Origin of the sequence: Sporosarcina sp. P3 (genome assembly GCF_002743415.1) — a bacterium.
GTDB classification, from domain to species: Bacteria; Bacillota; Bacilli; order Bacillales_A; family Planococcaceae; genus Sporosarcina; species Sporosarcina ureae_A.
In genome coordinates this window covers 385,737-408,871 of sequence record NZ_PDZE01000001.1, presented here as the reverse complement: position 1 = coordinate 408,871, position 23,135 = coordinate 385,737, and the positions used below count along the sequence as shown (strand labels likewise).

The 23,135-nt window shown below is 41.4% G+C and carries 26 protein-coding genes; 19 read left to right on the top strand and 7 right to left on the bottom strand.

Annotation, left to right across the window (positions count from 1 at the left end):
- The first annotated feature begins 175 nt into the window (after nucleotides 1-175).
- The 5 genes from CSV61_RS16530 to CSV61_RS16685 all read left to right on the top strand — a co-directional run bounded on the left by CSV61_RS16530 (nucleotide 176) and on the right by CSV61_RS16685 (nucleotide 2,355).
- On the top strand, nucleotides 176-307 hold the full coding sequence (locus tag CSV61_RS16530; RefSeq protein ID WP_158233759.1) for an S-layer homology domain-containing protein: 132 nt from the start codon (nucleotides 176-178) through the stop codon (nucleotides 305-307).
- 108 nt (nucleotides 308-415) lie between these two features.
- Nucleotides 416-868: an S-layer homology domain-containing protein gene (locus CSV61_RS02010; RefSeq protein WP_099637899.1), complete on the top strand. Its 453-nt coding sequence runs from the start codon at nucleotides 416-418 to the stop codon at nucleotides 866-868.
- A 5-nt stretch (nucleotides 869-873) separates the two neighbouring features.
- The gene (locus CSV61_RS02005) at nucleotides 874-1,194 is read left to right on the top strand and encodes a hypothetical protein (RefSeq protein ID WP_099637898.1); all 321 of its coding nucleotides are present in this window, start codon (nucleotides 874-876) and stop codon (nucleotides 1,192-1,194) included.
- A gap of 31 nt (nucleotides 1,195-1,225) precedes the next feature.
- Nucleotides 1,226-2,197, top strand: coding sequence for a 2-hydroxyacid dehydrogenase (locus tag CSV61_RS02000; RefSeq protein WP_099637897.1), 972 nt, complete (start codon nucleotides 1,226-1,228; stop codon nucleotides 2,195-2,197).
- A complete protein-coding gene (locus CSV61_RS16685; protein ID WP_233193492.1) occupies nucleotides 2,197-2,355 on the top strand; it encodes a DUF6508 domain-containing protein in 159 nt (52 codons plus the stop codon). The genes CSV61_RS02000 and CSV61_RS16685 overlap by 1 nt, the downstream gene beginning before the upstream one ends.
- 116 nt (nucleotides 2,356-2,471) lie before the next feature.
- Here the strand turns inward: CSV61_RS16685 and CSV61_RS01995 are convergent, their stop codons facing one another.
- Complete coding sequence (locus CSV61_RS01995; RefSeq protein WP_099637896.1) at nucleotides 2,472-2,879, bottom strand: DUF4181 domain-containing protein; 408 nt, start codon at nucleotides 2,877-2,879, stop codon at nucleotides 2,472-2,474.
- 143 nt (nucleotides 2,880-3,022) lie between these two features.
- Between CSV61_RS01995 and CSV61_RS01990 the strand changes: the two genes are divergently transcribed.
- From CSV61_RS01990 to CSV61_RS01970, 5 genes are all read left to right on the top strand, one after another.
- Nucleotides 3,023-3,403 carry a hypothetical protein gene (locus tag CSV61_RS01990; RefSeq protein WP_099637895.1) on the top strand — a complete coding sequence of 127 codons (381 nt, stop codon included), beginning with the start codon at nucleotides 3,023-3,025 and terminating at the stop codon, nucleotides 3,401-3,403.
- A gap of 167 nt (nucleotides 3,404-3,570) precedes the next feature.
- Nucleotides 3,571-3,771 carry a hypothetical protein gene (locus tag CSV61_RS01985; RefSeq protein WP_099637894.1) on the top strand — a complete coding sequence of 67 codons (201 nt, stop codon included), beginning with the start codon at nucleotides 3,571-3,573 and terminating at the stop codon, nucleotides 3,769-3,771.
- Nucleotides 3,768-3,956: a conserved phage C-terminal domain-containing protein gene (locus CSV61_RS01980; protein WP_158233757.1), complete on the top strand. Its 189-nt coding sequence runs from the start codon at nucleotides 3,768-3,770 to the stop codon at nucleotides 3,954-3,956. The genes CSV61_RS01985 and CSV61_RS01980 overlap by 4 nt, the downstream gene beginning before the upstream one ends.
- Complete coding sequence (locus CSV61_RS01975) at nucleotides 3,953-5,203, top strand: replicative DNA helicase (protein WP_099637892.1); 1,251 nt, start codon at nucleotides 3,953-3,955, stop codon at nucleotides 5,201-5,203. The genes CSV61_RS01980 and CSV61_RS01975 overlap by 4 nt, the downstream gene beginning before the upstream one ends.
- 81 nt (nucleotides 5,204-5,284) lie before the next feature.
- Nucleotides 5,285-5,749, top strand: a complete 465-nt coding sequence (locus CSV61_RS01970) for a hypothetical protein (RefSeq protein ID WP_099637891.1) — start codon at nucleotides 5,285-5,287, stop codon at nucleotides 5,747-5,749.
- 149 nt (nucleotides 5,750-5,898) lie between these two features.
- Here CSV61_RS01970 and CSV61_RS01965 read toward each other — a convergent pair whose 3' ends face one another.
- Genes CSV61_RS01965 through CSV61_RS01950 form a run of 4 tightly spaced genes read right to left on the bottom strand, consistent with a single transcriptional unit; the run spans nucleotide 5,899 to nucleotide 10,088 of the window.
- Nucleotides 5,899-7,011, bottom strand: a complete 1,113-nt coding sequence (locus tag CSV61_RS01965; RefSeq protein ID WP_099637890.1) for a GerAB/ArcD/ProY family transporter — start codon at nucleotides 7,009-7,011, stop codon at nucleotides 5,899-5,901.
- A gap of 32 nt (nucleotides 7,012-7,043) precedes the next feature.
- On the bottom strand, nucleotides 7,044-7,277 hold the full coding sequence (locus CSV61_RS01960) for a hypothetical protein (protein WP_083031511.1): 234 nt from the start codon (nucleotides 7,275-7,277) through the stop codon (nucleotides 7,044-7,046).
- A 6-nt stretch (nucleotides 7,278-7,283) separates the two neighbouring features.
- Nucleotides 7,284-8,474 carry a Ger(x)C family spore germination protein gene (locus tag CSV61_RS01955; protein ID WP_233193484.1) on the bottom strand — a complete coding sequence of 397 codons (1,191 nt, stop codon included), beginning with the start codon at nucleotides 8,472-8,474 and terminating at the stop codon, nucleotides 7,284-7,286.
- A gap of 12 nt (nucleotides 8,475-8,486) precedes the next feature.
- Entirely contained in the window at nucleotides 8,487-10,088 is a 1,602-nt protein-coding gene (locus CSV61_RS01950) for a spore germination protein (protein ID WP_099637889.1), read from the bottom strand.
- A 495-nt stretch (nucleotides 10,089-10,583) separates the two neighbouring features.
- On the opposite strand from CSV61_RS01950, the gene CSV61_RS01945 reads away from it, so the two are divergent.
- A complete protein-coding gene (locus CSV61_RS01945) occupies nucleotides 10,584-10,979 on the top strand; it encodes a hypothetical protein (protein ID WP_099637888.1) in 396 nt (131 codons plus the stop codon).
- Between the two features lie 54 nt (nucleotides 10,980-11,033).
- Here the strand turns inward: CSV61_RS01945 and CSV61_RS01940 are convergent, their stop codons facing one another.
- A complete protein-coding gene (locus tag CSV61_RS01940) occupies nucleotides 11,034-11,828 on the bottom strand; it encodes an arylamine N-acetyltransferase family protein (protein WP_099637887.1) in 795 nt (264 codons plus the stop codon).
- A 299-nt stretch (nucleotides 11,829-12,127) separates the two neighbouring features.
- On the opposite strand from CSV61_RS01940, the gene CSV61_RS01935 reads away from it, so the two are divergent.
- From CSV61_RS01935 to CSV61_RS01905, 7 genes are all read left to right on the top strand, one after another.
- Nucleotides 12,128-13,042: an ABC transporter ATP-binding protein gene (locus tag CSV61_RS01935; RefSeq protein ID WP_083031496.1), complete on the top strand. Its 915-nt coding sequence runs from the start codon at nucleotides 12,128-12,130 to the stop codon at nucleotides 13,040-13,042.
- A 12-nt stretch (nucleotides 13,043-13,054) separates the two neighbouring features.
- Nucleotides 13,055-13,825 (top strand): ABC transporter permease, encoded by a 771-nt coding sequence (locus tag CSV61_RS01930; protein ID WP_099637886.1) that lies wholly within the window; start codon nucleotides 13,055-13,057, stop codon nucleotides 13,823-13,825.
- Nucleotides 13,826-14,250: 425 nt separating this feature from the next.
- Nucleotides 14,251-15,465, top strand: a complete 1,215-nt coding sequence (locus tag CSV61_RS01925; RefSeq protein ID WP_158233756.1) for an S-layer homology domain-containing protein — start codon at nucleotides 14,251-14,253, stop codon at nucleotides 15,463-15,465.
- A gap of 236 nt (nucleotides 15,466-15,701) precedes the next feature.
- Nucleotides 15,702-16,721: a potassium channel family protein gene (locus tag CSV61_RS01920; protein ID WP_099637884.1), complete on the top strand. Its 1,020-nt coding sequence runs from the start codon at nucleotides 15,702-15,704 to the stop codon at nucleotides 16,719-16,721.
- Nucleotides 16,722-16,974: 253 nt separating this feature from the next.
- On the top strand, nucleotides 16,975-18,324 hold the full coding sequence (locus tag CSV61_RS01915; RefSeq protein ID WP_143561046.1) for an S-layer homology domain-containing protein: 1,350 nt from the start codon (nucleotides 16,975-16,977) through the stop codon (nucleotides 18,322-18,324).
- A gap of 172 nt (nucleotides 18,325-18,496) precedes the next feature.
- Nucleotides 18,497-20,017, top strand: a complete 1,521-nt coding sequence (locus CSV61_RS01910; protein ID WP_099637882.1) for an S-layer homology domain-containing protein — start codon at nucleotides 18,497-18,499, stop codon at nucleotides 20,015-20,017.
- A 49-nt stretch (nucleotides 20,018-20,066) separates the two neighbouring features.
- A complete protein-coding gene (locus CSV61_RS01905; RefSeq protein ID WP_099637881.1) occupies nucleotides 20,067-20,633 on the top strand; it encodes an S-layer homology domain-containing protein in 567 nt (188 codons plus the stop codon).
- A 207-nt stretch (nucleotides 20,634-20,840) separates the two neighbouring features.
- Here CSV61_RS01905 and CSV61_RS01900 read toward each other — a convergent pair whose 3' ends face one another.
- Complete coding sequence (locus CSV61_RS01900) at nucleotides 20,841-21,716, bottom strand: LysR family transcriptional regulator (RefSeq protein WP_099637880.1); 876 nt, start codon at nucleotides 21,714-21,716, stop codon at nucleotides 20,841-20,843.
- Between the two features lie 285 nt (nucleotides 21,717-22,001).
- On the opposite strand from CSV61_RS01900, the gene CSV61_RS01895 reads away from it, so the two are divergent.
- A complete protein-coding gene (locus CSV61_RS01895) occupies nucleotides 22,002-23,075 on the top strand; it encodes a C45 family autoproteolytic acyltransferase/hydrolase (protein ID WP_099637879.1) in 1,074 nt (357 codons plus the stop codon).
- The last annotated feature ends 60 nt before the right edge of the window (nucleotides 23,076-23,135 follow it).

Genomic DNA, 23,135 nt, shown 5'->3' with positions numbered 1-23,135 from the left:
TACAAATAGAAAGGATCGAATCAAATGAAGAAAATACTATCGATACTAGGTGCAGCTTTGCTTGCATTCAGCCTTCCTTTATCAGGTTACGCTTCAGAGAATCAACGGTTTTCCGGTGTGCCATCGACCAAACATTTTGCGGAAGCGGTGAATCATTTAGCGGAGCGTAATATCATTGGAGGCTATCACGGATGGCACATTCAAACCGGGCGAATCCATTACTCGCGGACAAGCAGCCGCAATCATCGCGAAAATGACGAAGCCTGATATGACTATCGTCACCAACCCTGGATTTAAAGGTGTCTAGACAGCAAACGGTTATTATAAGGTAATCGCCGCCCTGTCAGAAAAAGGTGTCATTATTGTTTATGGCGACGGACGCTTCGGGCCGAACGACAACATTACCCGGGGACAGATGGCTTCTATTCTGATCAAGGCATTTGAACTGCCCCTGTATGAAGAGCCCTGGAATCCTGATACTACGAACAGTTTCAAAGACCTCCATTATAAAAATGGCCATAGAGCAGGTGTTTACAGTCTCTATCAGCTCAACCTGACAACAGGTACAACGCCGACCACATACAGCCCAAATGCGCCAGTGACACGTGGACAAGCCGCAAAGTTATTGAAAGCTTCAGAAGAAGTGAAAGCAGAAATCAAGGTGCTTCATCCGGAGGACTACGACGGTGTTGAGTTTACACGTGTAAGTACAACAGCTCCAGACTTCCTGGATGCCGTTACACAGTATAAAAAGAATACTCTCTACGAAAGAGATATGGTACTTCATCTCGTACCGAAAAAAGAAGGAACCGCTACGTTAAGTTTTTCTGTAGGTACAAAAACGCATAAAAATTATACGGTGAGGTGAAAAAAGTGAACGGGACCTTCCAGGTTTTATTGGAAGAATCTAAAGGGCTATTTGCCGTACCATTAGAATTATGGCTGAAGTATGAAATAAAAAAGGAAAACAGTCCATCAATCGGCGCAACATCGATTTCGTTGAAGACGGTCGAGGGCAAGACAATCACTAACGATATGTCGTTCAACAGCTGTTCGAATCCCATTAAACAATATTGTCATGTCGTCCAGATCGATCAGGCAGGAGACTTTGGATTTGAGGTACCAGGTCCCGATACAATTCTCACACAAGTACTGTTTGATTTTGAATTTTCAAAGTCCATTCAGGTATACTAGCAGTTAGCAGCAACCTAAAGGAGGAATATACATGAAGAAGAAAATACTCGCTTACCAGTCGCTGGAGCAACCGGTGTATGACCGGCTCGTGGAGGACTATGACGTGCGATTGTTCAAAAATGCAGAGCACGACACCGAGTTCCTTGAGTTCTTGCGGGAAGCGGAAGGCGTGATTGGGTTCGAATTTCCTGGGAACGCAGCGATGCTCGACAAGGCGCCTAATTTGAAAATCATTAGCAACGTCTCAGTCGGCTACAACAATCTCCACCTCGACGAGCTGACGAAGCGCGGCATCATGGGGACTAATACGCCTGGCGTGCTCGACGACACAGTAGCCGATATGGCGATGGGACTGATGCTCGCGACGGCTCGGAGGATGCCCGAACTCGATGGCTATGTCAAACAGGGCTTATGGAAAGGGCTCCTGCCGAATGATTTGTTTGGCATGGACGTTCATCATAAGACGCTCGGCATCATCGGAATGGGGCGCATCGGTAGTGCGATTGCCAAACGTGCGCGATTCGGCTTCGATATGGACATCCTGTATCATACGAGAAAGAAGAAGCCGGAAGCAGAGGAGCAGTTCAATGCATCCTACCGAAGCCTTGAGAACCTGCTGAAAGAATCTGACTATGTCTGCCTCGTTACCCCACTGACCGATGAAACGCGGGGGATGATCGGCAGTGAGCAGTTCCGTCTTATGAAGCCGTCCGCCATCTTCCTCAACATTTCGCGCGGCGACACTGTCGTGGAAGAAGACCTGATCGATGCACTACAGCAAAACGAAATTGCCGCAGCTGGCCTCGACGTGTTCGCACAAGAACCCGTCGACACTAGTAATCCGCTATTGCAGATGAAAAATGTCGTCACCTTGCCGCATATCGGCTCATCGACGTATGAAACGGAAGTGGCGATGGCGCAGCTTGCTGCGGATAACCTGACGACGGGGCTCGAAGGCAAGAAGCCGGAGAATCTGTTGAATTTGGATGTGCTCGGACGGTGATGGCAGAGGCTATTCCGACTGCGGATATGGAAGTGCTCAAGGCGTTGCTGACCCGCATGGTCCGAGAAGAACGGTTCGCGGCAGGAGCGCTCGCACAATATGCGAGTAATGGCATGGTCGCCGATGTGCTGTGCCGGCTGAAGGAGGCGGACACCTAACGATGAGTGCCTGAGTGAAAAGCATACAAGATTGGTTGTAAAAAGCTGTGTAGGAAACTTTCATTTTAGTTTCTCACACAGGTACTTTTTGTTTATTCATAGATCCATCGTTTCGCTCAATAAGAGCCGAGGAGATTAAATTGAATCACAATGATAACGGCTCCTATTATGACTAGCATTTCGGTTAGAGTCAGAATCGATTGTTTTGGATAGAGTGTATACGTCCATTCGAAAAATGCTTTGATCATATAATCAAGTATCGTAAAAGCCATCACAGCGAAGAAAAACAGATAAATGAAGTCTTCATAATAAAAAAGTAGAACAGTAAATAAAGTGATCAGACTAATTGGAGAAACAATACGCAAACCTTTATCAATCTTTCGATGTACTTCATTAATGTGATCAAAGGAAAAAAGTTCTTTTTTTACTTTTTCAATTTTAAGTAGCTTCCTCAGAAGAACCTTAAGTAGTGAATTAACAGCAAGCATACATACTATAATTACCCCAAATCGTAACCAGAACACAAAACCCCTCCTCTTTCTCTAAATCGACACGCTAGTTGAATACTACATAATTATACCAAAGATATCCAAAAGCTAATAGAAAATTAAAAAAGCATCAAAAATTATCATGTTCAGATCAACCAATTTCTAGTGAGTTTCAATGGGTGTGTATCCATAAACAGAAATCCCTCTATATAACCTATGATGCGAACATTATAAATCGAGGGGGAATTGGATATGCACCAAATAGCTATGAAGCAATACTTAAAACGACTGCACTGGTAATGGAACAGAACGCTTGGCATGAATATATCGCACTGCAGGAAATCCATGCGTATGTCTACAGCTTGAAAAATGAACACGACCATGATCACTGGATTTACAAAACAGCAAAGGAATGGCAAGAGATGTTTCCGTTTTGGACGCCTGGCATGATCAAAGACATCCTGTTCAATCTTGAAAACATGGGTTATCTCACCATAATGACCGGCAGCCGAGATTCTACTTCAAAATGTTATCAAATCAATTATGCGATGTGTGTGTAAAAACACATAGTCTATAGGGGTTGGAGGGCTCTACTCCCACTCCTTTTTTAGCGTCTGTAAAATTAATTTTAAAAATGAGTATCCTTTTCTGAAAAACTCTCTATATGGAGTATGAGAAGTGCAAAGTGAGCACTCATCTACTACTGATCTACAGGGGGAGCAACCAAATGAAATTATTAATTGATGAAGAGCCGATACCGTTACTGCCGTCGCTTGTGCATTTAGTCGGAATTAATGGGGCTTTGGTTATGCAACAAGTGCATTTCCGCACGCGTATATCCAAAAATATGCGAGACGGTCATAAATGGATCTATAAAACGTATGAAGACTGGACAAAAGAATTACGCAAGAGGATTTCCAAAAAGTGATTGATCTCAAAGTGTCACAATGGATGAAACACGCTGAATTCAACCGCTTCACACGGCCGTCGACATTATTTAGTACGACGAATTTCGAAAACTATATGAATGAATTGGCTATAGTGCAGAAACCGAAAAAGCGCTTGATCGTTTTGCCAGAACTGGATTTCAACAAAGGGGATGAACACGTATGAATAGTGAACTAATGGAAAAAAGCCTTCTCGGTACGATGATGGAGGAAAATTATTTGATCCTCGACAGTGGGATTCAAACAGCATATTTTGAAACACAACTTCACAAAAATATTTATCTAGCCATGAAAGAGCTGGCGAACGCTGGAAACTCGATCGATTTCATTACATTGCTGACGACACGGGAACCGGCAGAACTGGGTGGGGCCAATTACGTCTCGGAACTACGTCGCTTTGCCAACCCTGCACGATTTGACGAGTATGTAGAAATCGTCATTTCCAAGTGGAAGATACTCGAGAGGGTGAGAATCCTACAGCTGGCACAGAACGAACTATGGGAGACGAATGATATTATCAAAGCGTTGGAAGAACTGGATACTGATCATAGGTCAGATGAATCATTGCTACTCGACGATTACCTCGTGAGTCAGTATGAACGTCCATTCATCGAAGGACCGGACATGACAGGAATTAGTACAGGCTTATTACCGATGGATTATCTGCTGAACGGTTTTCAAGACAGTGAATTCATTGTCATCGCTGCAAGACCTTCTATGGGGAAGACCGATACTCTCAATCATCTAGCGCTAACTGCTGGGTTAAACGGTCATGTACCAATCGTCTTTTCGCTCGAAATGAGCCGTAAAACGATGACCGACCGTTTGATATCCGTAACAGGTGGATATAGCCGATTGAAGATGCGCAATCCACATCGCCACTTTGACAACACACAGAAGAATTCGTGGATGACGGCACTCGACCATTTGCAAAGCGCCAAGATCCGTATCGATGACAGAGGCGGAATAAAAGTGAGTCAAATAAAAGCCACTGCCCGAAGAGTTATCAACTCTCAACCAAACAAGCGACCCATTATCTTTGTGGATTACTTGCAAATTATTCGACCAGAAGAAACAACGACTAACCAAAACCAAGCAATCGGCCAAATTAGCGCAGATCTAAAAGCGATGGCTAAAGAATTGAACTGTCCAGTCGTCGTACTATCTCAGCTTTCAAGAGCAGTTGAACAAAGGAAGGACATGCAACCGATGATGAGCGACCTACGAGACTCCGGCAACATCGAACAAGACGCAGATGTCGTGTGCTTCCTCTTCAGAGAAGATTATTATGACCAAGAATCAGAACTCAAAAACCATCTCGAAATCAACATCGCCAAGCATCGCAACGGGCCAGTTGACAGTTTTATGGTCTACTACAACAAAGATAATGGTCGACTCGCATCGATTCAGTGACACATGATCGCTTCGGTGCCAGGTACCTGAACAAATCTGAATCATTCGGGGACCTGGTACTCAAAATAGGAGGATATACAGGTGATTACAGTTGAAGAATTATTTGATTACGCACTAGATACCGATATGTCATTGACCGCCCACAGCATCTTCTGGGCGATCACGAATCAAAAAATCGGAATAAACGAAGATAGTTTGAAACTAAGAGAGATCGAGTTCGATCAGGAAGCAATCCAGCAATCAATGAACGAAAACACGCTACGTATTGGGGAAATCAAGCTCTTTGTCGTAAAAAGTAAGCAACCGAACTGGTACGCGTTTTATCTCGGTCAGGAAGAGACAGACGCTTATCGGTTGCATAGCGAAACGTTTCGCGAAACGGGTGTGAAAGTCACACACGCTGACCGGTTGATGTCGAACTTATTAACGTTTGCGGAATCGGGGAAAGAAGAAAGTTTGTATGAGTATCGAAAACGAATCATGCAGTTTCCGGTGTATGTGGGGCATGTTGAAGCAGGGAAGCGCTTGGTGCATCGTGTGTTATAAACGAGGGAGGGTTGGAAGTGGAGTCGGGAAGTGAATCGCAATGAAACTCACTAAGCTTTCACGAATTATGGTAAAATCCAGCGATCTTTATATCAAAAGATCAGCTGGATGGCTACATACTTTATGATTAATTAGTAAGGAAATTCACACTAAGAACTCTCCGGTTCCTTTTTAAACTTGTTTTTTCGAAAGGCATATACAATCGCAAGTAAAAGAGGGAAGAAAAGTCCGATCAATGCGGAAAAGAATATTTCAATCGTTTGTTCCACTAATTTTTGGTATACAACGTTCGAATAGATCACGAGAGCGAGAATCACGGTGAACATTCCTAACGGCAGCGTTAAAGAACGGTAATCTTTCAAATGTAATATTTGTGTAATCCCTAAAACGGAAGCGTAAAAATAAAGAACTGTCTTAAAGTAGAGAGCAATAAACCAAAGCGAACCCATGAATCCTTCAATACGCTGTACGAAATCTCCAACACTTATCCTTTTAGCTAATTCATAGCCTGGATAAATTTGTCTTGCCGTATCTTCAGCGCCTAATACCGCAACACACAGAAATGTAAGCATCAAGATGAAGATTCCACCTATTAAGTGCCCAATTATAAAGGACTTTTTAGCATGTTTCATGTTGTTGATAAATGCAGGGAAAATCATTAATAAAACAATCGCATTAACAGAAGATGAAGTGACAAAATAAATGCTGGATTGAAAGATCATTTTTGTCCCTACCTCATAAACAGGCTGTAAATTTTCAAACTTGATTTGCGGAGAAATAAACACCGTTAAAATGAGGAATAGGACAACGAAAACGACAATTAGGATTTCTGCAGAACGGGCGATCGTTTCTATTCCAAGACGGATTCCCATCACGACAATTCCTATCATCAAAATATGGAGGGCTACCGAAGGAGTATTTGGCATCATATTGGTCGTTACGAATGTTGCGGAATAATACAAAAGACTAGAAGTATAATAAGTAGCCATGGATACAAATAATATCGACACAATTTTACCTATCCATTTTCCGAATATTTTTTCAGTTATTTGGATATAGGTGAGACCTGGAAACCAAGAAGCTATAGTGGTAAATAGCCATATGACCAATAGACCGATTCCTATACCAACAATAGCAGCAATCCAAGCATCTTGTTTCGCTTCAGCAGCTAAAGCTGATGGGACAATTAAGATGCCTGTACCAACAGTAAAGAAAATAACCAAAACTAGAAATTGATATGAATTAATTTTAACATTGTGCATATAAAATCCTACCTTTCCCTCCATATGGTTCTTTATTTCAACAATGGAGCAATAAGGTCAGTTAGCGGTGTAAACAAAAATTTCACTAATTTTGTTGGGGGCGGAATAGTTACGCCAAATCCAAGCATAATGCCTAGCACAACTCCAATTGCTAGAAGAATTGAAAACACGAGCAATTCTTTTTTATATTTTTTATCCAAAAGTGAAGGAACTTCATACCACACAATGGCAGCTGTTAACAAGAGTATTCCTATACTATTTAGCATAATAGATTAGTCCTTTAATTTTCTTAAAAATGAATTATTTAATGTACCAATCCGAAGATCTTTCATATCCACCTGAACATGTACAGTCAAGTTGGTAAATTTTTCGTCCCAATGGTCTTTCATCTTTTTCCATTCCTTAGGATTGGAGCGATGAATAGCTTCACCAAACCCGAAAATGTCTGATTGATATTGATTTTGTACGGAACTTATAGTCTGTTCTATTAGTTCTTTCACTTCTTTTTCATAAATTTTTTGTATCTTTGTAATTGATTCTGGTTTCGTGAGATCAATTGAACATTGTACCTCTCCTACATTGCCTTTGACTTCAACATGGATATCCACCTCAGGTTCTCCTTTGTTTATAGACCCTTTAATTGAAGTATTAAAATCCAAAATCTCTATGGCAATTTTTCCTCCTGTAGGGCAAGAAATAGCGGTTACGGTTTTTTTGACGTTGTCGGTGATATCCGAGAAGCCCCTGCCTTCATCTTCAGTTAGCCAGCCGACTAGTTGATCTTCTTTAAACACAGCTAAATGGTCATATTGAATTTGTGCGTCAGAAGTAATTGATTCTACGTTCTGTTTGCTAGAGCCTAATTCTTTATTTCCTGTTACTTTAATCCCCGTTAATACAGCTTCTTTCCCGTCACTCGTGAGATTGTTTAATAAGTCGTCTAATATAATGCCTTCCGTGCCAGCCCAGTTACTTTCAGTTGTTTTAAGAGCATTAAACATTTTATTGGCTGGAATGCTTTCTATTGGTGTCGTCACATTCAGTACTTCAGAAGCAGTCAAATCTTTCGCAATTACTACGTAGAAGTCCGATCGAAGCTCCCAATCCCTTGCTAGAAAATCCAGTGATTCACCTATTCCTTCTTTAGCTAAGTCCTCACTGATGATCAGAATACGAAGATGCCCAGGATAAATTTTCCGGGGGGAATTCTTCGTCATTTTCCGAAAGGCTTCATATATTGTTTCGCCTGATGCTTGATAGAGCGTAACCGCTGAGCGCCCCGTGCTTGCCTTCATAGAGACTTCCGAAGGCACGATCACTTGAGCGCTTACTTGGTATTCATTTTTCACTTTATCAATTCCCAATGCCATTGTTATACCAAGCTCATTTAGCTCCCTACGGTCCCAACACCCGGATAGGAAGAGGGTGAGAGCTAGAAGTACGAATATATACTTTTTCATCATTTACTCCCTTCCTTAGTTCTCATTTTTAGGTGGATGTGGTTTAGCAGAAGCGGGATCTTGTTGTCTCACTCTATTTTTTTGATTAATTAAGCGAGGGCGTGTAAACATCCTCCAGATAGGCACAACAATTAACGTGTCCTTTTGATCAGGTATATTAAATGGTGCTAGTGGTGTCATATACGGTATACCAAAAGAACGTAAACTACATAAATGAAGAGTAAGCGCCACTAAACCTATGGCAATGCCATATAGACCGAATGAAGCGGCTAACGCCATAAATACAAAGCGTAGTATCCTCACAGAGATCGCAAGGTTATAGGTAGGGGAAACAAAACTAGATATCGCGGTAATGGAAACGATGATGACCATTGCAGCTGAAATAATACCCGCTTCAACTGCTGCGGTTCCGATAACATATGCGCCAACAATCGACATAGCTGACCCGATCGTGCGGGGCATTCGAATACCTGCTTCCCTTAAGATTTCAAAGGTGACTTCCATTATGAGCGCTTCAATAAATGCTGGAAATGGCACACCTTCTCGTTGAGCTGTCAAGCTAATGAGGAGTGCTGGCGGTAGCATCGATTGATTGAAAGTGGTAATTGCAATAAAAAAAGCAGGTGCAAGCAAAGCAATAAAAAATGCAAGAAAGCGAAGGGCTCGAATCAGACTCCCAATACCCGTATGCACATAATAATCTTCAGGAGATTGAAAAAATTGGACGAATAGTGCAGGAACGATCAATACAAAAGGTGTTCCATCTACTAAAATGGCTATGCGTCCTTCGAGAAGTGCCGCGGCAACTGTATCCGGTCGTTCTGTATTATAAACGGTAGGGAAAGGGGAGAATGATGAATCCTCAATGAATCCTTCGATATTACCACTTTCCAAAATCCCATCAATATCTATTCGGTCCAAACGTAACCGCAATTCTTCAACAATTTTGTCGTCGACAACACCGTTGATATACATAAGGGCAACATTCGTTTTTGTACGTGTACCAATAACTTTTGACTCCATCCAAAGATTCGGATCCTTAAGTTTCCGCCGAACTAGTGCCGTATTCACACGTAAGTTTTCGGAGAAACCTTCCCTTGGCCCTCTAACCACTGTCTGCGACGTAGGTTCTGTTACTCCACGCTCAATCCAATGCTTATTCCCAATGACCAGTCCTTCAGAATATCCATCAACTAATAAAATCGTATCCCCAGATAAGAGGGAAGTTAAAAGATCATCAAAATTGGTTACATCGTTAATTTCGCTTACTGTCATGGCAAAATCTTTTAATGAGGCTAACAAATCTTGTTCAGGCGTTAACTTCTCTTCCAACTCAGTGCCTGGTATGTCTAACATCAAGGATTCCATGATGAAATTTTGCAATGCAGGGGTATCAGTCAACCCATCGGTATAGAAAATACCCGCTTTCACTGATCCACCTTTACCAATTCGTATTTCCCGAATGACAATATCCGTGCTTTCGCCCAGACTATCCTTCACGTTTTGTATATTGTCTTGAAGACTTGTTTGTAAGACCTTTGTTGAACTGCTTTTCTTCGTTTGGCTAGGGGAAGTGGATTGTACTTTAGAAATATTTCTCCTTTTTAAAAAGCTCATACACTACCTCATTTACTGTTTGGTGTTTTGCGCTGGTACGCATGATTTTTGGTGGGTTTTTACCCTTCTATTCATCTTGTCCTTATTATTTCTTTTTTATGCGGGTTGAGGTGGTGTTTTTTGGGAAGGTTTTACTTATACAGAAATGTCACGATGAGTCCTATCCAATGACAGGTAAAGCTATACGGAAGTTAATGAAAAATAAATAATGAAGAACTGATAATTTCATAAACACCTTGTTTTATAATGACCGACAACTATGTCAAAACTATTGGTGCAAATATGCCTATTTAAGCAATCCTGAAAGTTCGTGAGTCTGATAATCCTAACTGACAAAAAGTATTGATTAAAAAATAAATAGAAAACACCAACTCTCATCACGATATAGATGGAAAAGAACTATCGGACGATGTAGCGTTCACCCCATGTACGTACTATGGTATTCAGGTCTGTCCTGAAAAAAATCAGGTTGATGCGGAAGGGAATTATAAAAGTGTGCTGTTTCCAATTGATAAGACAGGTCAGCACATTGCGACAATCCGTTACGCAGATGGGGAAGTTGTACGTTACGGGATCGAAGCAATAAGCTCGAGACCTTCATTTTATTATGGTATCCGAACGGTAGAGGAAATATTAGAAGCATCTGTAGATTTAGGAGCAACTTATGATATAGGTACGTCTGTCCTACCAAAAGGTGCTGAACAGATTGCAGACATCACAAGAGATCCGGGAACGAACATCTTCCGTGTGGTACTAAAAAAAGAAGGGGCATTTGACATTCGTTTCCCTGATAATAAAAAGGTGGATCTGATAGGTATTAGTGTAAATATTCAAAGGATAGGTTCAATTGTTCAAATAAATATGTATGAAGATACAGATTATCATATGTAATAGTAGGTGCTAAGTCCCGACGCGGTTCAGAATTATGTCGGGACCTAGTATGTTTTAAGAGGATTTTCGCTGATTAATATAATTCATCGTCGCTTCGTACACAGCTGGAGCCGCATGCTGTCTCACTTGTTCAAGTAGTTCACTACGATCTTGGAACGTTAGAGTTTCTTCCTCGCCGCTAAACTTGCGATGGTAACGTTCGTCATTAATCGAGTATGTGCTATCGTCTGTTAACTTAGCAATGAGCAACGCTTTATTGAATGCAGACTCGGGGCTGTGATGGATTTGCTGTTTCACATGATCCAAGTGCGCCCAGTCGACTGAATCGGGATAGAGACTATAGCGAAGTTCCCAGTTGTTGTCTTTCAATTGTTCAAATACCATCGTGCCTTTTTCAGTCGTTTCGGTCCGAAACCGGAATGTGCCGGCAGGTGAAGTGACAGGTTCCCCATCTAACGGGACCGGCTGCATAACAAGGTTGTTTCCGAAACCACTGTCGACCAAGTACAGTGTATCTTCGTGCTTAAGCAAGTTCACGACATGTGTTCGGTCCATGACGAAGCCATCTCGCGGGGATGGTGCCCACACAGTACCAGCAGCGAGTTGGATAGGAAATCCTAGATCCCTAAGTACGATATACAGCAGACCATTTAGCTCATAGCACAATCCGCCGCGTCCTTGTTTCATCATTTTATCTTGAAGGTATTGCTCTGTGAGAGTTTCTTCATTCGCTAACAAGACATCCAGATTTTCAAATTCAAATTGCTCAGCGAAAAGCGTCTGAACTTGGCTGATCTGCTCAAGCGGTGTGCCGGTAAGTGTTAGACGTTCCGATATCCATTGCAACATATTTCATCCATCCTTTTGTAGTAGTGGTAACACCATCATAGCAAATTTTCTTGCGATGATAAAAGTATCGATTTAAGGTGCCAGGTCCCGACACTATTCAGAATAGTGTCGGGACCTGGCACCGTTTCAATTTATCATGGTTCCGAGCTTGCTGCCTTTTTATTGAATTTATCTTTATAGATAGTACTAGCACCATTCATACTGGTGCTAGTACCTGGCACCTCTACTATAGGAATGGTATACTGGCAAATGGATATTTATATAAACCCGATCACAGAGATAGTGAGGAGATAAATAGAATGACATACGCATTAGAAATTAAAGATCTAAAAAAAGTCTATGCTGGTGGTGTTGAAGCTTTGCGTGGCATCGATTTGAAAGTAGAAGAAGGGGATTTTTATGCTCTTTTAGGTCCTAACGGTGCCGGCAAATCTACAACTATCGGAATTGTGACGTCTCTCGTCAATAAGACATCAGGAAAAGTGAATGTCTTTGGCTATGATATGGATACGCAGTTAATGCAAGCCAAGCTGCAGATCGGTCTGGTTCCTCAAGAATTCAACTTCAGTCCGTTTGAAACAGTTCAGCAGATTGTAGTGAACCAGGCGGGCTATTACGGCGTGTCAAGGAAAGAGGCACTAAAGCGTAGCGAAAAATACTTGAAGCAGTCTGATTTGTGGGAGAAACGAAATGTTCAAGCCCAGATGCTTTCTGGAGGGATGAAACGTCGACTGATGATCTCACGTGCTTTGATGCATGAACCGCGCTTACTTATCCTTGATGAGCCTACAGCTGGTGTAGATATTGAATTAAGACGAGAGATGTGGACGTTTCTTAAAGAATTGAATGAAAATGGCACAACGATTATTCTGACAACACATTACTTGGAAGAAGCGGAAATGTTGTGTCGTAATATCGGGATCATTCAAAAAGGGCAGCTGATTGAAGATACTAGTATGAAATCATTGCTCGCTAAGCTTCAGTATGAAACCATTATTTTAGATATCGAACCTTCAGGACAAGCGCCGGTGATCAATGGTTATACTAGTGAACTTATGGACGATGGATCTCTTTCTGTAGAAGTAGCACGTGATCAAGGGATCAATGAAGTGTTTAACCAATTGACAGAACAAGGGATTAAAGTGTTATCTATGCGCAACAAGTCCAATCGATTAGAAGAGTTATTTTTAAAGCTTACAGAAGAAACTGCGTAGTGGAGGATGTACATGTTTAAATTATATTTAACAGCATTAAAAGGTTTATCGGTCAAAGAAACGAACCGCTATTTAAGAATCTGGGTCCAAACATTGGTCCCGCCAGTCATCACAACTTCTTTGTATTTTATTATTTTCGGGAATTTGATTGGTAAACGGATTGGCGAAATGGGCGGATTCTCTTACATGGAGTTTATTGTCCCAGGATTGATCATGATGTCAGTCATCACCAGTTCCTACTCAAATGTTTCGTCATCATTTTTCTCGCAAAAGTTTCAAAAGAACATTGAAGAACTATTAGTTGCCCCTGTACCGACTCATATTATTATTTGGGGCTTTGTCATTGGAGGAATAGGAAGAAGTGTTCTCGTAGGGATACTGGTCACGATCATCTCTCTGTTTTTCGTGCCGCTGCAAGTGCACTCGTGGAGCATGGTCATCTTGACGTTTTTGATGACGGCTATTTTGTTCTCGTTGGCAGGTCTGTTGAACGGTATTTTTGCCAAGTCATTTGACGATGTGTCTATTGTGCCTACATTCCTTCTTCAGCCGTTGACGTATTTAGGTGGCGTATTTTTTGCCATCTCGATGTTGCCTCCATTTTGGCAAGTAATCTCACAGTTTAACCCGATCGTTTACATGATTTCGGGATTCCGGTTCGGGATTCTCGGCGTGCTCGATGTACCCATTATATTTTCCATTCTCATTTCGATTACGTTTATCGTAGTGCTTTACGTAATCAATTGGTATTTGATTGAAAAAGGCCGTGGACTGAGAAGTTAACATCTGTGGCGTACTGTAACAGTTACTTGAGAAATCAACTCGAATGTCTAAACAATCCAATAGACTCCTGATCAGCCCACTTCGTTATGTGAGCCAATCAGGAGTCTGTTTTAATTTAACCTTTTGCTTCTTGAGTAGCAGAGTACCCTAACAAATCAATAGGCATTGCTGTCATATCTCCAGAGTCCTTCGTATTAAATGTCGTCTCGATAAATACAGTACTCGACATCTTCTAATTGTTGTTTCCATGAGCAGCCGCTTCAAGTGCAATAAGACCTTCAAATACGCTATACTCAAACGATTCTATTTACCTATATATACCGACGCTATTATACAAAAAATAAAATAATAATCTTTGAAACTAAATTGAAAATTTAACGTCTGTACGTCGACCTATGATTACAGAACAGAAAGGAAGGAACACAATGAAAAAGATTTGGATGACATTTGGCACGGTAGCTCTCGCTCTGAGCTTGCCATTAACAAGTATGGCCGCTAGTAACCAGAAGTTCACAGATGTGCCTGAAACAAAGCACTTTGCGGAGGCGGTCAATGAATTGGCCGAACGTCACATTATTACGGGGTATGGGGATGGCATGTTCAAGCCGGGCAATCCCATCACGCGTGGTCAGGCGGCGGCAATTATTGCGAAATTGATGGGACTGAATCCAGATTACATGGTGAAAGATCCTGGATTCAAGGACGTCTCGAAAGCGAATGGCTATCATAATGCCATTGCCAAGCTTGCAGAGCTTGAAGTAATCGGAGGCTATGAAGACGGAAGTTTCGGTCCGAATGATCCTGTCAAACGAGGTCAATTGGCTTCCATCCTCGTCAAAGCGTTCGACTTGCCGCGCTATGCTTTTAACGCAGAAGAAAATCCATTCCATGACGTCAAGCCCAACACGTCGCATGGCGCGAATGTCTTGATTCTTCACAAACTCGGCATTACGACAGGTGTAACGTCTGACAGATTCGGCATCAATGAATGGGTGACGAGAGGTCAAGCGGCAAAGTTAATGCAGCTAACGGAACGTGTCCACCCCGAGTCGTATTCATTGAAGACATGGGGTCCGATGCTACGATTCTCGGAAATCATCGCTGATGAGGACACAGATGAATTCGCGGTCAACTCGGAAGTGTACCACGCAGCTATTATTAAAGGCAGACAGACGCCGTCAGGATATACCGGTGACCGCGTACAGGTGACGCCGTTGAAAGAAGGAAGAGGAACGTTACAGCTGGGCGGTAATTATGGTATGGAAGATCAAAATATCAAACGCTACTATCATAAATACTATGTGGATGTGAAGAAGGTCGACGGTAAATTGAAGGTACAGTTGCAATACGCGAGCGATGTTTTGAAGACACGGGCGCGACTAAAACTGGCAGCGGGTAAAGAGGTTGAAAATATTCATTTCGCTCGGACGGATGGGGAAGTCTTATCGGGCAACATGCCGTTTGAAGGGTATGCCGATTCGCCCGACGTGTTCATTCGTGTCAATAAGCCGGGTAACTTCATCGCGACAGTCCGCTTTACTGACGGAAAAGAAGCGCGCTACGCAGTGGAAGTACAGGTTCCAGATAGACATATGTTGTACTATAAAGTGAAAACGTCAAAGATGGTAGACATCAAGTGAACTTGATTTTTAAAAAGGAGTAATAAAACATAGTAAGAGTAGAAACTGAAAAAATAATTTAAACTACCTGCAGCAAACGTGAGTAATAGTTTGCTGCAGGTAGTTTTCATGCTTGCAAGAAACACGGGTCAACCCACATACCCCAGTGTGCTGAAAGCATCTTTTTGTACGAATTCATGAATGATTTGGTAAACTGGAAGAAATATACGTGAATGTTGTAGTGAAAGGAGACTGCCATGAAAGGAAGATCGATAGCTAAAATAAGCGTACGATATCGAAGAATTGTGATCATGGGAGTATTGATCGTTCTGTTGGTCTTGATCGGTGTTGTCGGATTTATGCATTTCGAGAATCTCGGTTTATTTGATGCACTTTGGTTGATGATCGTTTCCATTTTGACCATCGGATATGGAGATATTTACCCACGGACAGAAAGTGGCAGGCTGTTTACGTTATTCGTCGTGCCAGCGGGAATTACCGTGTTCAGCTATGGTTTCGGAACAGCGGCTTCGTATTTCCTTGAGAAGCATTTTCCGGAGAAAGTGAGGGAGAATCGGATGGAGAAAGAGTTAAAGAAATTGAACGATCATATTATCATCTGCGGATCGGGCAATTTTGCGAAACAAGTGTATGATGAAATCCGCGCGTCGCAACCGGACGCTGCGATCATATTCATCAGCGAGGATCACCAGTTTATGGAAGATTATTTAGAAACGGATACACTGCGGATCGTGGACAATCCGACTGAACAAAGAGTGCTGGAACGCGCCGGCGCACTGCATGCCCGCGCGTTATTTGCTGCCATGCAGGATGATGCGGATAATGTATTCATTACTTTGACAGTTAAAAACTTGAATGAAGACATCGACGTGGCAGCCCGCGCCAATCAAGAAGGTTCTGAAACAATATTGGAAAAAGCCGGTGCGAAGCATGTTGTCAATCCGTACGCAATCGGTGGCAGGGAGCTTGCAATGTCCATTCTCGAACCGTACGATATGTCGCGCATTCGGCAACTTCGTAGTCCAGGTCAGGCTGAGTTCAGTATAAGTGAAGTGAAAATCGTTGCCGAATCACATTTTGTGGGGCATTCATTGCATGAACTCGATATCCAAGAGAGATTCGGTGTTTTACCAGTCGGGATTTTGCGCAATGGCGAACTGATCGGGGAACCTTCGTCGGGACCATTGCATGAGGAGGACGTATTGCTGTTGCTTGGCACGCCAGAACAGATTGACGCATTCGAGCGGGAAAAGTAAAAATGTGTGGTATAGGAAGCAATCAGTAATGCGGAAATACTTGGCGAGACTTGTATTTGATACTTTTTACATATAAACGTGTGCAATAAATACTGACGAAAAAATACGTGGAACTATGATGTAAGATGCCAGGTCCAACACTATCGTGTGAGGAGTTGGTATTTTTTTGAAACTTTTTTTAAGTATCTTCGTCTGTAGGGTGCGCAGCTGAGGAGAGTACACAGTGCGTACTACGAATATAGGAGAGAAACAGATGAAGAAAAAACTCACAGTCTCGTTCATCGCATTACTATGTATGGTTGCAACCATGCCGTTTCAAGCGCAAGCGGCCGAGTTTACGGACATGAATGGACATTGGGCGAAAAAGGAAATCCAGTATTTATACGACCGCAATATTATTGGTGGCTATCCAGACGGCACATTCAAACCGAATGAACCCATCACACGAGCGCAGGCATCCGCCATGCTCATTAAGGCTCTAAAGATTCCGCTCATAGAAAATCCTAAAGTGGTGTTTAAAGACGTTTCAAAGAAGTCGTCGTATTATAAAATTTTGGCGACGGTGAATGAAAAAGGAATTCTTCGCGGTGATCATGGTGTAATGCGACCGAGTGAAAATACATCACGGGCACAAATGGCAGCCATCTTGCGCCGTTCATTCAATATACCGTTTGATAGTCAACCGACATTTGTCGATGTAGTTCCAGCGCACTGGGCGTATGCTGACATTAACGGCATTGCTAAACAACGCATTGCTGGCGGATCGGAAGGCAAGTACATGCCATCCCAATCGGTGACGCGCGCGCAATTCTCAGCTTTTCTGACAAGAGCGCTTGATGATTCAATGAAAATCGGTCGATACCATTCATATGTCAGTCAGAAAGGAAAAACGGTCGAGCAGAATGGTTTTTCATACAATATGAATAATGGATTGGTAAAAAAAGAGTTGAAAACAGGTAAAAGTGAAAAAATCTTGAATCAACAAGATTTCGAAGCGACCGACGGAGTCTGGGTTAGTTATATGGAAAACTGGTTTGATGTAATTGTCTATAATGATGAAGTATTCATTCCTTATTTACGTGCAATTGGCCAAGCTTCAGAATTACCGATGGAATATGGCGTCATTCGGACAAAAACAGAACGATTTACAGGACCCAAAGATTCTATGATCATGTCATCGTTTTCTGGTGAGACGATGCGAAACGTATTTATTTGGAATGACCGCATCTATTATACAAATGAAGCAATGAAAAGAGACTATTACCGCACGCCTAACATACCGAAAGACAGTAAACTAACACTCTACTCTGTCGCTATGGATGGATCAGATAGAAAAAAAGTACGTGATTTTGATGCTAGAATCCTATTTTATGAAGATCCATCAGAACCATCATTTATCCCGAATGAAAACCAAAACAACGCATCCGTGCTGTTCGATCATTCCATGATGTATTTCTTCAATAAAACAGGTGTTTATCAGTACAGTTTGCTTGATCAGAAGACTAGTAAACTGTCGAGTATTCAAGGGAAGCACATGTCGGTCACTGACACACAGCTGATTGTAACTGGCCAAGATGGGAAGAAATATGTATTTAAGAAGTAATTAAGTAAGTAATTACGCTAGGAAAGACCGCTAATGGATACAAATTAGCGGTCTTTTCATCTTCTCTTACGTACCGGGATGCCACTATACTTGCAAAAGAATTTGAAACTATTTCCTGATTTTTCCGTCTGTACGTTGTTATATGAATAAACAATAGAAAGGAAGAGAGTAAATGAAGAAACTATTCATGATACTGGGTGCATGTTTGCTTGTACTTAGCCTCCCATTATCAAGCTCAGCTGCAAGTAATCAACGATTTTCTGACGTGCCTTCTACGAAACATTTTGCAGAAGCGGTAAATGAGTTGGCAGAACGCAATATCATTGGAGGTTATCCGGACGGCACGTTTAAACCGAGTAAATCAATTACGCGTGGACAAGCCGCTGCAATTATTGCGAAATTGATCAGAATGGACATAAAGAATGTCAAAGATCCAGGCTTCTCAGACGTCTCGACAGCAAACGGCTATCACGGAGCAATTGCCGCGCTTGCAGAAGCAAATATTATTGGCGGCTATCAAGACGGACGTTATGGACCAAATGATCCTGTGAAGCGAGGGCAATTGGCTTCCATCCTCGTCAAAGCGTTCGACTTGCCGCGCTATAGTGTATATGATGTGAAAAATCCGTTCAAGGATGTTCTTGTCACAGGTTCGCACAGTCCGAATATCCTGACCCTTTATAAATTAGGCATCACGACAGGAACATCGCCTGATACATTCAGCGTGAACGCGCCTGTAACTAGAGGGCAGGCAGCTAAATTGATGAAAGCAACCGAAGAGAACAAACCCACAACGATGATCACGTTAGAAGCAGAAACTTTCGGGTTTGATGATTTTTATGGTGCGAGTTCTATAACAAATAGCGACAAGGAGCTGTATACGTTACTGCCTGTATACGGAAAACCAGGTTATACAAAAGAGAGGGCTCAGCTCCTCCCATTGAAAGAGGGAAAAGGGAGGATCAGCGTTGGCGGCTCTATTTCAGGAAAGCGAATAACTAAAAAGTTTTATGTTCTTATCAAAAATGTGAATGGTGAATTAAAGCTAACCCTTGAAGCGACGGATGATTATGTACCGACAGATGCGTTACTCGAAGTATCGCCGGAAGAAAAGGTCAAAAACATCAGCCTTTCTACACTAGGAGGGAACTTGGTGTCTGACAATGTCCCATTCGAAAATTGCACTAACTATGACTATTTTACATGCATTAAGATTGAAAAACCTGGAAAGTATATTGCGACAGCACGATTTGCTACAGGTGAAGATGTTCGCTATGCGATTGAAGCTACAGTGCCAAAAGAAGGAGTTCATCATGATAGAGGATTCCATTACGATATAAAAACATTAAAAGAACGGTTAACATATGTATTTGATGTAGAAGAATTATTCATTCATGATTATTATTATGATAAGGAAGCATTGAAAAAGATAGGAAAGCATACAATTCTAACACCAAATGCGAATGACATCGCAAGCATTACAAGAGATCCCGGAACGAATGTGTTCCGTGTTACCGCCAAGGCAGTAGGGGTTGTGGAGATGGAATTTGAGAACTCGGTAGATGGAGCGCATTTTGTGCCGGGCGAAGGTTTAGCGAATACCACTACGGGTATGAAGATAGAAATTCAAGAAATGAACGGTTTAATCAATATCACGCCTTCCACTATTTATGAGTTGCATAAAGATTTCTAATTATAGTGCATGAGTACGTAGCAGACACGAATGACGTGTCTGCTTTTTTGTGGAAATAATAGTAAATCAAATTGAAACTATATCCAAAATTCAACGTCTATACGTTACTTCAATTCTTGTTAAAGCATTTGATTTACCACGCTACAATTTTCAGAGCATGAAAAATCCGTTCAAAGATATTCATGTTTCACAATCGCACAGTGAAAATATCTTGATCCTTTATAAATTAGGAATTACTACAGGGACTTCACCTAACACATTCGGCATAAATACAGATGTGACAAGAGGACAGGCCGCTAAATTAATGGAAGTCACAGAAGAAATGAAGCCGTCAATGGTCACATTAGAGGCTAAAGATGTTGGATTGGATGAAATTGAAGGTGTTATATGGAAGACAGATACAGATTTATATGAATCAGTTATGGTCTATGGAAAGCCAGGCTATACTAAAACAAAAATTCAACTTATTCCACTAAATGAGAGAATAGGCACACTCAATGTGTCGGGCAGTATGTTAAATGAAGCTTCGATATATAAAAAATACCACGTTCAAGAAATGTACGGAATCATCAACATCTCCGCTTCAACAATTTTTGAAGGTCAATATGGCCCGTAAACAGATGGAAGCAAGCGTGAAATAGACGCTTGCTTTTTTGTGTGGTAGTTTTAGTGAAAAGTGTTTGATTGAGAATCTTTCATGGTTGTTTATATAGTAATGTTTGTATTTTATACCTGCACTATTTTAATATACCATTCATTAATCCGTCATCACTGAGTACGATATACAGCAGGGCATTTGCAAAAGGTACCTTGCTCTAAAAAATTATCCTAGATTTCTAGCAACTTGAACTGCAATCTCACAAAAAGCTTTGACAAGGATTGATTGATCACTGCGTCGATACGTAACGCCCATCGAAGCGAGCGGTAACTGTTGAATGGAATCAATATAGACGACTTCTTGTGTATGCAGATTCATGGTAGATTGGGGCACGATGGCTATACCAAGACCAGCAGCAACTAAGCCGATGACTGTTTGAAATTCAAGTGCTTCTTGTTGGATGACCGGATGGCATAGTCCTAGAATTTCAGTGTAGAAGCCGGGCCATGTCTTTGGTGATAATAATACGAACGGGTATGGTTTTAAGTCTTCCAGCGTGACTACTTCTAATTCAAGTAAAGGATGTTGTTTGGGGACCGCGAGTACGCAAGGACGAATGGAAACGATTTCGGTGTGAAGCGTATCATCAAGGATTGGCGGTCTTAGGACACCGACATCGATTTCATTCTGACGCAATGCTTCCAGTTGGGCCGCTGTAGACAATTCGGATATGTGCACTTGAACATCAGGGAATTGTTTACGAAATACCCGTAACACTGCAGGGAGAATATCATAGGTTGCTGAACCAACAAATCCGACACGCAATGACCCTAGTTTTCCAAGATGTATCCGTTTTGCATTTTCAATTGAACCTTCTAAAGAATCGATAATTTTGACGACGTCCTGATAGAAGTGTTGACCAGCCGCTGTCAATTCAACCCTGCGATTCGTTCGATTAAATAGAAGAATGCCCATTTCCTTTTCTAGGTTTTGAATTTGCATACTTAAAGGCGGTTGGGTAATATGTAGTCGTTCTGCAGCGCGACTGAAATTTAATTCTTCCGCGACCGCTATAAAATAACGTAGCTGTCTTAATTCCATTGTTCCGTCACCCGCTTTCTAAGTATTTGAAAAATGTATAGTTGTTATATGAATTATATACTTCTCGAATGATGACTAGCAAGCTAAACTTAAAGTATCATATGAATAAAAGAAATGTTGTTGTCAGAAAGTACACAAGTGGAAAATTTGTCGTTCGGCAATTTGCGAGAAATTGGACGAAGGATACGCATGATTTTTGAAGTACACTACTTTTACGATCAAAAATGAAAGCGATATCATCGTTTTTCATAATAATTAATAAATATTTTTAAAGGGTGGAGTAAAATGAAGATATTGAACTTAAGTGGATCACCATATGAGATTGGTTTGAGTCATGGAGAGCAAGCGAAAAATGAGGTTCTAACGAGTATCACTTCCTATGAAAAATTATTTTTCGAAAATGCGGGTATCACGTGGAGTCAGGCTAGAGAGATGGGGAAACACTATTTAGATTCTATTGAGAAGACAAATGTTGATTTACTTGAAGAAATGAAAGGGCTTGCAAAAGGTGCTTCTGTAGATTTTGAAGATATTTTAGTGTTAAATGCACGAAGTGAAATTGTATTAACGCAAAATAAAACGGACGGTTGTACAAGCTTTGCGATCATGCCGCCTAAATCAGAGTACGCATTTTTGGGTCAAACGTGGGATTGGACATCGGCTCAAGCTAAAAGTCTGATTATGACGAAAATCACTCAACAGCATGGCCCGAAAATTCATATGGTCACAGAAGCAGGAATTATTGGAAAGATTGGTTTGAATGAACATGGATTGGGTGTTTGTCTCAATGCTTTACGTTCAAACCTGAAATCAAATGAACTACCGATTCATCTGGGGTTACGAGAAGTATTAAATTCAGAGGATATTGATGAAGCTAGAAATAAAGTAGTGAATGGTCAGTTAGGATCTTCAGCAAACTTTTTACTAGCTCAAGCGAAAGGCGCTGTGCATAAAGCGATAAACTTAGAGCTATCTCCGAGTAAATTTGGTGAACAAGAAACGGTGGATTCCTATCTTTACCATACAAACCACTTCTGTTCGAAAGCGGTTATTGAGGATATTGGCAATGATAATTTAAGTACGGAAGAAAATTCATACAATCGAATGGATCGCATGGGAGAATTAATAGAAAATTCAACAAAGTATCAAAATGTAGTAACAGAAAAAGATATCGAAGGATGGTTAGCTGACCACGAAAACCAACCCAATTCGATTTGCATACACAAAGTACCTGGGACATCAGATTATACAGATACAATTACATGTTTTTCGGTCATTATGAACTTAACCAATAAAAGTATGTATTTAAAAGAAGGGCAGCCTTGCGAACCAATAGACACACAACGTTTTAGTTTTTAATTGTAAAGATGATCAAGATATCATCACATAACACAAAAGAATATAAATAAGTGCAATCAG